This is a genomic window from Planomonospora algeriensis (assembly GCF_977012225.1).
Genome location: NZ_CDRNDK010000414.1, coordinates 1 through 5530, shown reverse-complemented (window position 1 = coordinate 5530; position 5530 = coordinate 1). Strand labels below are relative to the sequence as shown.

7 protein-coding genes are annotated in these 5530 nt (G+C 71.7%); 4 read left to right on the top strand and 3 right to left on the bottom strand.

Features of this window, described 5'->3' with window-relative positions; translation table 11 throughout:
- On the top strand, positions 1–560 hold a 560-nt coding region (locus tag ACWJ6R_RS29055), incomplete at its 5' end, for a hypothetical protein (protein WP_449065286.1).
- Positions 561–645: 85 nt separating this feature from the next.
- Here ACWJ6R_RS29055 and ACWJ6R_RS29050 read toward each other — a convergent pair.
- Positions 646–1761: a class I SAM-dependent methyltransferase gene (locus ACWJ6R_RS29050; RefSeq protein WP_449065285.1), complete on the bottom strand. Its 1116-nt coding sequence runs from the start codon at positions 1759–1761 to the stop codon at positions 646–648.
- A gap of 250 nt (positions 1762–2011) precedes the next feature.
- Complete coding sequence (locus tag ACWJ6R_RS29045) at positions 2012–2986, bottom strand: aldo/keto reductase (RefSeq protein WP_449065284.1); 975 nt, start codon at positions 2984–2986, stop codon at positions 2012–2014.
- 567 nt (positions 2987–3553) lie between these two features.
- Between ACWJ6R_RS29045 and ACWJ6R_RS29040 the strand changes: the two genes are divergently transcribed.
- Positions 3554–4033, top strand: coding sequence for a TSCPD domain-containing protein (locus ACWJ6R_RS29040; protein WP_449065283.1), 480 nt, complete (start codon positions 3554–3556; stop codon positions 4031–4033).
- Positions 4034–4147: 114 nt separating this feature from the next.
- On the opposite strand, the gene ACWJ6R_RS29035 is transcribed toward ACWJ6R_RS29040, so the two are convergent.
- On the bottom strand, positions 4148–4633 hold the full coding sequence (locus ACWJ6R_RS29035) for an NUDIX domain-containing protein (protein ID WP_449065282.1): 486 nt from the start codon (positions 4631–4633) through the stop codon (positions 4148–4150).
- 307 nt (positions 4634–4940) lie between these two features.
- Here ACWJ6R_RS29035 and ACWJ6R_RS29030 point away from each other — a divergent pair, with 307 nt between their 5' ends.
- On the top strand, positions 4941–5183 hold the full coding sequence (locus tag ACWJ6R_RS29030; protein WP_449065281.1) for a hypothetical protein: 243 nt from the start codon (positions 4941–4943) through the stop codon (positions 5181–5183).
- A complete protein-coding gene (locus ACWJ6R_RS29025) occupies positions 5180–5446 on the top strand; it encodes a PIN domain-containing protein (RefSeq protein ID WP_449065280.1) in 267 nt (88 codons plus the stop codon). The genes ACWJ6R_RS29030 and ACWJ6R_RS29025 overlap by 4 nt, the downstream gene beginning before the upstream one ends.
- The last annotated feature ends 84 nt before the right edge of the window (positions 5447–5530 follow it).

Genomic DNA, 5530 nt, shown 5'->3' with positions numbered 1-5530 from the left:
CGCTCGCCGCAACGGCCCCCTCCGCCCCCGCCGCGACGGCCCGTACCGCGCAGGCCGCCGCCGCGCCCGTCCTCACCGACGTCCGGGTCTCCGCCGCACCGGCCAAACTGGTCTGCACCGCGGCCACCGAACCGGGGCATCCGGTCACCTTCACCCCGGCGGTCGGCCTGCTGCCCGCGCCCGTCGACACGAAGGGCACCCTGCGGCTGAGCTCCTGCACCTCTCCCGACGGCTCCCAGCCCCGCCTCAAGAGCGGGCGGCTGGCCATGAAGGGCTCGGGCCGGGCCAGCTGCACCGGGGTGTCCGGCCTGCGCAGCCAGGGCACCATCACCTGGTACGACTCCGAGGGCCGGGCCGCGGGAACCTCCAAGATCCGATCGGGGTCCCGCGAGGTGTCCGGGACCAACCCCGCCGACGTCCTCCTGGTCGGCAAGGTCGTCTCCGGCCCGATGAAGGGGCGCCGCGTCACGGGCAGCGCCACCCCCACCACCGACCTCACCTCCTGCACCGTCAGCGGAGTGTCCGCCGTCGAGGGCAGCGGCCGATTGACCGTCTCCTGACGACCGGTCCGCGTCCGCCCTCGCCCCCGCCCCGGCTTCCCCGTCCGGCTCCGCGGGCGGCCGTTCCCCGGGCGCGGGGTCCGCGTCAGGGGCGCACCTGGTAGACGTGGTTGACCGGGGTGGAGGCGACCAGGCGCACGTCGGTGAAGCCCGCCTCCTCCAGCACCCCGCGCAGCGCCCGCTCACCCGCCTGCGCGCCCAGCGCCGAACCGCCCTGGGAGACGGCGTTGGGCACGCACATGTAGGTCGAGGCCGCGTAGAACATGCGCCCCATCGGGTGGAGGTTGTCCTGGACCCGGTCCCCGGCGGCCGGCTCCACCAGCAGCCAGGTCCCGCCCTCGCCCAGCGCCTCGCGCATGCGCCGGGCCGCGCCGACCGGGTCGCCGTAGTCGTGCAGGGCGTCGAAGGTGCAGACCAGGTCGTATCCGCCCGCGGGGATCTCGGTGGCCGCGCAGACCGTGAACTGCGCCCGGTCCGAGACGCCCGCGGCCTCGGCGGCCTTGCGCGCCCGCTCGATCGAGACGTCGTGGTAGTCGTAGCCCTCGAACTCCGAGGCCGGATAGGCCTGGGCCATCAGGATCGTGGTGACCCCGTACCCGCAGCCGACGTCGGCCACCCGGGCGCCCGCGGTGAGCCGCTCGTGCACGCCGTCCAGGGCCGGGATCCACTCGGTCACCAGATGCGCGGCGTACCCGCTCCGGAAGAAGTCGGCGACCGACGCGACGAGCTCGTCGTCCTGCTCGTGCCAGCCGATGCCCTCCCCGCTGCGCATCGCCGCCTCCAGCCGGTCGAGCCCGGTCAGCGCGCGTACGGCGAAGCGGAACATCGTGCCGAGGTTCAGCGGCCCCCGCGGGTTGAACGCCAGCGCGTGCTCGGGCGACATGCCGTACCGGTCGCCGTCCGGGTCGTGGGTGAGGTAGCCGCCGGCGGCCTGGGCCCTGACCCACTCCCGCACGTAGCGCTCGGCCGTACCGGTGCGCCCGGCGAGCTCGGCGGTCGTCAGCGGGCCGCCGGCCAGCGCCTCGTAGAGGCCGAGCCGCATGCCCAGCACGACGAGGCCCGCGGAGGTCGTGGCCCCGGCGTCGACGATCGCCCTGCCCAGCAGCTCGTCCAGCCGCTCGGAGTCGACGTCCAGCGAGGCGGGGTCCGGCCACCCGCCGCCCGTCTGCGGGCCCGCGGCGGAGGTGTCGAGATGGGACATGATCAGGTCCTTTCCGGTGAACGGTCGTCCGGAAGCGTGCCCGCGATCCGGGGCCCCCACCATGGCCTTCTGCACACCCGCAATGCGTACTACGACACGGCGCCGGGGACGTTCCGGGGGAAAACTTCAGCGGGGGATGCGCCACCCGTGCACTCCCGCAGACCGGTCTCCGCCTCGGTGACGGGCCCCGGCGGCCCGTCACCGAGCGTCGGGACCCCGCCGCCTCCGGCGTGCCGTCCGCCCGGCCCGCTCAGAGGCTGACGGGACGGGGCCGGTACGGCTCGGCGAGGAAGGCGAGCTCCTTGTCGGTCAGGGCCAGCTCCGCCGCGGCGACGGCGTCGTCCACGTGCCGGTCCTTGGTCGCGCCGACGATCGGGGCGGTCACCCCGGGCTGGTGGAGCAGCCAGGCCAGCCCCACCCGCGCCGCCGGGACCTCGCGCTCGCGGGCGACCTGGGCGACCCGGTCGAGGATCAGCCGGTTGTTCTCCTCGTCGGCGTAGAGGGAGCCGATGCGCGGGTCGCTCCCGGTGCGGACGGTGTTCCCGCTGGAACCCGCGCGGGCGATCAGGCCGCGCGCCAGCGGGCTCCACGGGATGACCCCCACGCCCTGGTCCGCGCAGAGCGGGAGCATTTCGCGCTCCTCCTCGCGATAGAGAAGATTGTAGTGATTCTGCATCGATGCGAATTTTGTCCAGCCGTTGGCCTCGGCGACGTGCTGGGCCTTGGCGAACTGCCAGGCGGCCATGCTGGAGGCCCCCAGGTAGCGGGCCTTGCCCGCCCGCACGATCTCGTGCAGGGTCTGCATGGTCTCCTCGATGGGCGTCTCGTCGTCCCAGCGGTGGATCTGGTAGAGATCGACGTGGTCGGTGCCCAGGCGGCGCAGGGAGTCGTCGATGGCGGCGTGCAGGTGCTTGCGCGACAGGCCGCGGTCGTTGGCCCCCTCGCCCATGGGGAAGAAGACCTTGGTGGCCAGCACGTAGTCGTCGCGGCGGGGGAACAGCCGCGCCAGCAGCCGGCCGGTGACCTCCTCGCTGGCGCCTCGGGAGTACACATCGGCGGTGTCGAAGAACGTCACCCCCGCCTCCACCGCCCGCCGCACGATCGGCTCGGCGGCGGCCTCGTCCAGCACCCACTCGCCCCACCGGGCGGGATCGCCGTAGCTCATCATGCCCAGGCAGACCCGGGAGACCTTCAACCCGGTCGATCCCAGCCGCACGTACTCCATCCCAGTCCTCCTGATCTTGGTGGTGTCCCCAGCCTACGATCGCCGTACGGCCCGGCATCCACCGCCCGGGCGAACGTGGAGGCAGGCCAACGGCAGGGTGACTTCCGCAATCAGCGCAACGGTCCGCGGTGAATCGGCAACGTCATGATGTGATCGAGCGACGGACTCAGGCGCCCGTGGCCGTTTTTCGTGCCGGAGGCACGTCAGGTGTCCTGATCCCCGTGGAGGACGCGCATCTGATGTTGCCCTGCGACAGGAGACAGCGTGGACGAAGAACACCAGCTTGAGAACGTCTTGGCATGGACGTAGTGCGTCCGCCACAGTGGCCGCAGACGCTACCCGCGCGGCTGCGGGGAATGCGCCTTGACGGTGAAGAAGACGTGCCCCATCTGCCGGATTTGGTCGTGTTCATCGACCCTGGCCCGCTGCCTACCGAGTCGTCGGCCAATTGCGGCGACGGGGGCTGAACCGCGGCGGGGGAGAAGCCGTGAATGCCGAACAGGTGAGGTCGGTGTGCGGCATGATGCGGCGAGCAGACTCCCTGACCGCCATCCAGGAGGCCCCGTCATGTCACCCGTGCTCGTACCCCGCCCCAACGGGCGGCACGGCATGACCCGCAGGTTCGAGGTCGGCGGAGCCCAGGGATACCTGATCACGTCGATGGCCGCGGACGGCACCCTCGCCGAGGTGATGGTGCGGCTCGGCAAGCACGGTTTGACGCTGATGGGGCTCGCCGACGCCCTTCACCACACGATCAACCTGGGGCTGCGGCACGGTGCCCCGGTCGTGGAGGTCGTCCAGGCGTTGCTGGACGCCACTTACGACCCGCGCGGCATGACGAACGACCCGGAGGTCCCGACCACGTCGTCTATCACCGACTACGTTGCGCGCCGTCTGGCCCTGGACTTCGTCCCCTACGGGGAACGGGTTGGGCTGGGCGTGTTGACGCCCGCCGAGCAGACCGCACTCTCCTCGCGCCGCACCGCGGCCGCCGACGATGAGGCAGCGGCGCTGCGGCCGAGCGGCCGGCTGCCGGCCACCGTCTGACCCAGGCCTGCGAGCGTCAGCGCTCGGAGTCGCGGCCGCTGCCCGAGCAGCAGCGGCCCGCACCGGTGGCCCGGCGCTTCAGCCGCGGCGGGCGCCGCTGGAGACCTGCGGCCGTTACACGGCACTGCCGGCCGGCAGGTAGACCGTGCGGTCGTTCTTGCGGGCGCGGCGGGCCGCAGGGATGCGCGCCGCGGTGTTGTCCGGCATCCGCGTCGCGGCGTCTTCCCAGCTGAAGAACTCGGCGGCGTCGAGTTCGTCGGTCTGCAGCCGGATCCGACCCGGGTCGGTGAGCGTGCCGCCGTCGAACAGGAAGTTCATCATCGGCCGGGGCCGCTGCCCGTACGGCGGAACCCAGTCGACCACCAGCAGTTCCCCCGCCGGCACGGTCAGCCCGAGCTCTTCGGTGATCTCCCGGGTGACGCACTCGTGCGGGGCCTCGCCCGCCTCGACGATGCCGCCGGGGATCGCCCAGTACGGCCGGTAGTTGGGTTTGACCAGCAGCACCCGGTCGTGTTCGTCGGTCAGCAGCATGCACGCCGACGTGTAGATCGTCGGCAGGGTCGCATACCACTCGGGCGGGTCGAGGTACGGCTTGCTCATCCCGCTCACGCTACGCCGGTGCCCGCTGCGCACCCGGCGTCCGCTGGTCTGCCGCCGCATCGAGGAAGCTCGCGACTTCCGGCACCGCCCGGTACGCGTCCAGCAGATGGGCCAGCACGGTGACGCGAGCATGGACGCGACGCGAGCGCAGGTGCCGCGCCAGGGCGGCGGCCTGGTCGACGTTGCCCGGCGCGGGCGTGCGCCGTCACGGTCAGAGCGGTGTGCAGGGCGCGGGGGCGGGCGTTGCCGGGGATTGACACTCGGTGTCTACCGCGGGTAGCGGGACCGTCATCGTAGACTCGTACTCATGAGCGCCGGACATGCGCATGAGGAGCTTCATCACCTGGTGGATCGACTGTCGCCGACCCAGGCGCGTCGCCTTCTGCGGTTGGTGAGTGCTGATCCCGAGTTGGCGGAGGCTGCCGGAGCGACATCTGAGCCGGTCCGGCGTCGCAGGCTGTCGATCGCTGGGATCGGTGCGTCCGGCGAAGGCGATCTGTCGGAACGGGTCGAAGGTCTTCTGTCGGAGCGGTTCAATCGGTCGGTGTGACCGCCACGCTTCTGGACACCGGCCCTCTGATCGCCGTCGTCGACCGAGATGACAAGCACCACGCCTCATGCGTACGTCTCTTGGAGGAACTGCAGGGGCCGCTGCTGCTGCCCTCGACGGTTCTCATCGAAGCCGGTTGGACGATCAACAGGCACATGGGGGCGGCCGCGCACGCCCAGTTCCTTGATCTCGTGACGGAAGAGTTCGAGTTGGTCGATCTCTGCCCGGCTGACGTGCGGCGCATGGCGGCTCTTCGAAGTTAACCGGGGTGGGAGCACTCGCCAGGCCGTTCGGGGCTGAGATCGCCTCTTGAGGGAGCCCGCGGCTCTCCTTGATCATTCCTGTTG